This window comes from Daejeonella sp., assembly GCF_049655485.1.
Classification (GTDB): Bacteria; Bacteroidota; Bacteroidia; order Sphingobacteriales; family Sphingobacteriaceae; genus Daejeonella.
This window is the reverse complement of sequence record NZ_JBASJU010000035.1, coordinates 1-3,156: the sequence shown is the minus strand read 5'-3', so window position 1 is coordinate 3,156 and position 3,156 is coordinate 1. Positions and strand designations below refer to the sequence as shown.

General features: G+C 41.5%; 3 protein-coding genes and 1 pseudogene. 1 reads left to right on the top strand and 3 read right to left on the bottom strand.

Annotated features, from left to right (window positions below; all coding sequences use genetic code 11):
* The 3 genes from greA to rsmA form a co-directional block, all read right to left on the bottom strand.
* The coding region (gene greA / locus WBJ10_RS01660; protein WP_424287813.1) for a transcription elongation factor GreA at positions 1 to 466 on the bottom strand (466 nt) is incomplete at its 3' end.
* Positions 467 to 963: 497 nt separating this feature from the next.
* Positions 964 to 1,884 (bottom strand): NAD(P)-dependent oxidoreductase, encoded by a 921-nt coding sequence (locus tag WBJ10_RS01655; protein ID WP_424287812.1) that lies wholly within the window; start codon positions 1,882 to 1,884, stop codon positions 964 to 966.
* Between the two features lie 4 nt (positions 1,885 to 1,888).
* Positions 1,889 to 2,668 carry a 16S rRNA (adenine(1518)-N(6)/adenine(1519)-N(6))-dimethyltransferase RsmA gene (rsmA, locus tag WBJ10_RS01650; RefSeq protein ID WP_424287811.1) on the bottom strand — a complete coding sequence of 260 codons (780 nt, stop codon included), beginning with the start codon at positions 2,666 to 2,668 and terminating at the stop codon, positions 1,889 to 1,891.
* A 203-nt stretch (positions 2,669 to 2,871) separates the two neighbouring features.
* On the opposite strand from rsmA, the pseudogene WBJ10_RS01645 reads away from it, so the two are divergent.
* Positions 2,872 to 3,156 (top strand): annotated as a pseudogene (locus WBJ10_RS01645) (4-hydroxythreonine-4-phosphate dehydrogenase PdxA); the annotation flags it as partial.

Below are 3,156 nucleotides of genomic sequence, written 5' to 3'. Positions count from 1 at the left end.
TTATTTCAACAATTTCAAACTCAATTTTACCTGCTGGAACAGCGATTTCAGCTTTATCGCCAACGGATTTTCCAAGCAATCCCTGGGCAATTGGCGATTTCACAGAAATCTTTCCGGATTTTAAATCAGCTTCGGTTTCTGATACCAGCTGATAAGTCATAATCGACCCGTTTTGAACATTTTTTATCTTAACAATCGACAATGCCAGCACCTTCGATGTGTCGAGCTTCGACTCATCAATCAGGCGTGCACTTGCCAGAACATTGGTAAGCTTAGAGATTTTGGATTCATGGTGACCCTGGGCCTCCTTCGCGGCGTCGTATTCGGCATTTTCCGAAAGATCACCCTTGTCCCTGGCTTCAGCAATGGCTTTGGAAATCTGCGACCTTCCTTCCGTCTTTAAATGATGAAGCTCCTCTCTTAATTTATCTAATCCTTCCTGGGTGTAATATGTTACGTCCGTCATTTCTCTCTCTGTTTATGGTCAAGTCTATAAAAACAAACAAGACTATGTCGGCTAAAGCCAATATAGTCTTGCTCGTATCAATACGAAGATAATATTTTTGGTTTTAGTTTTCCAAATACAATTGAGAAATTACGTTCGGGAGATAATATCGATGTTGGATTGGCAGATGAATGAATAATAGAAAATGATGAATAAATGAATGATTGAGACTACAGCGTTCGAAAAGAGAACTTTTTTTTAAAATTGAAATGAATAGATTGTTGAAGAATAATAGGAAAAGATTGATAAAGTATGAGGAAATATTGTTTTGGGGGTTGCGCCGTGGGGCGGCGCCGGGCTCTTCGCCTTTATCTTTTTTCGCTTCGCTAAAAAAGGATAACGGCTTCGATCCCTAACCCGGAACCAACCCTTAACATAGGGATATTATCTGTACGGTTTAGGCATTCATTGTCATTGCTCTTTGCTCCTTGTTCCTTAATCCTCTTCGCTATAAAGCATCAAATCCCCTTCAACTTCTCCGCCAACACTTCAGAGATCTTCCGATAGGATTCAAAACTCCAGCCAGCGACATGGGGACTTAGAATCACCCTCTCACTTTTCTTGAGTTCTTCAAACCAGCGCTGTTCAGATAAAGCAGGAAATTTTTCAACTTCCAGAACATCGAGCCCTGCGGCAGTGATTTTCTCATTTTTCAAACCGCTGACCACAGCATTCGTGTCTATGATTTCGCCCCGGGAAGCGTTAAGTAAAACAATGGGCTTTCTAAAATGGAAGAGATATTCTTCATTAAATAAGCGTCGGGTTTCGCGGGTCAGAGGAATATGAAAACTTAAAACGTCGGCCAGCTTAACTATTTGTTCCATGCTGACCTCGGAAGCATATTCGTCGCTATATCCGGTTTTATATTTATCGTAGGCAATTACATTGACCTCGAATCCGGATAGCTTACGGGCAAAGCTTCTTCCATTATTACCATATCCGATAATTGCGACTGTTTTTCCTTTCAGTTCCCATCCCCGGTTTCCTTCGCGGTCCCAAATCCCAGAACGGATCTGTTGGTCACCCTGCCTTAAATTATTCAGCAAACTCAACAGCATTCCTATCACATGCTCCCCCACTGCATCCCGGTTACCTTCGGGAGCATTTATACAAATAATACCTTTTGATTTGGCATATTCCTCATCCACATTATCCATACCAGCCCCTGCGCGGGCAATAAACATAAGGTTAGGACTGGAATCGATGATCTCTTTGTCGATCAGAAATTTAGTGCGGATAGCGATGCCGGAATAATCGTTAAGGATCTGCAAAGTTTCCTCTCTGCTCACCAGCGGCATATCATCGCATATATAACCTAATTTTTCTGCTTCTTCCTTAAATGCAGGATGTAGATGGTCGGCTATGAGTATTTTTTTCATCGAATTATCGGGAACCTCCTACCAGATTGGTCAGTTTAACAAAATCAGCTACACTTAGCCTTTCTGCTCTTAAATCCAGTAAAGGATCATCCTGCATATCCTCCTTGCTCACAAGCGAAGAAAGGGCGTTTCGTAAGGTCTTCCTTCTTTGGTTAAAGCCGGCTTTGACCACTTGCCAGAATAATTTTTCGTCACAATCAAGCTTCTCCAATTCGTTACGTGTGAGTCTTATTACTGCCGATGTAACTTTTGGCGGCGGATTAAAAACTCCTGGCTTTACAGAAAACAGGTATTCTACATGATAATAGGCTTGTAGAAACACACTCAAAATGCCGTATTCTTTACTTCCTGGCTTCTCTGCACATCTTTGGGCCACCTCTTTTTGGAACATGCCCACCAGTTCAACCACCTGGTCCCGGTTATCCAAAACTTTAAAAAGGATTTGGGAGGATATATTATAGGGAAAGTTCCCAATGATGCCCAGCTTACCGGGGAAGACATCCTTAAAATTAAGCTGGAGAAAGTCTCCATTTATCAATCTCTCTCCCAGGGCTGGATATTTCTTATTTAGAAATGCATAAGATTCAGGATCGATATCGATTAAATAAGCCTGAGGGTCATCTTTGCTAAGCAGGAAGTCGGAAAGAATTCCCATACCAGGACCAACTTCCAGAACATGCTGATAACTATCAGTTGATTTCAGGCTATTCACGATTTTCTCAGCAATATTCTTATCGGTCAGAAAATGTTGTCCGAGATGTTTTTTTGCTTTTACTAAGCTCATGGGTGGGCGGGGGTTTAATGCAAATCTAAGAATTAGTTGTTGGTTGTTGGTTGTTGGTTGTTAGTTGTTAGTTGTTGGACTGGGCGCTTAGAACGTAAAACGTGCAAGGTAAAACGTAAAACTTACAGATTAAAGTCTTTAATTTGCGTACACATTAATGTCTACCCGGCATTCTATTAACTAGTGGTCTTACAAACAACGGCATGGGCGAAAAAATAAAAATCGGAATATCGATTGGCGACGTAAACGGCATTGGGCTGGAAGTGATTATTAAGACCTTAATGGACAATCGTATCCTTGAATATTGCACTCCGATTGTTTATGGACATACAAAAGTTGCCTCGTTTCATCGCAATACTATGGATGTTAATGAGTTTAATTTCAATGTGATTAATAGCGCTTCCCAGGCTCAGAATAAGCGCGCGAACATGATCAATTGCTGGGAAGAGGACGTAAGGATCGAACTGGGCTTGACCACAGAAACTGGG

Excerpts from the sequence above, each read along its gene's own strand:
- WBJ10_RS01655 (WP_424287812.1), bottom strand. The coding sequence starts at position 1,884 with ATGAAAAAAATACTCATAGCCGACCATCTACATCCTGCATTTAAGGAA.
- rsmA (WP_424287811.1), bottom strand. The coding sequence starts at position 2,668 with ATGAGCTTAGTAAAAGCAAAAAAACATCTCGGACAACATTTTCTGACC.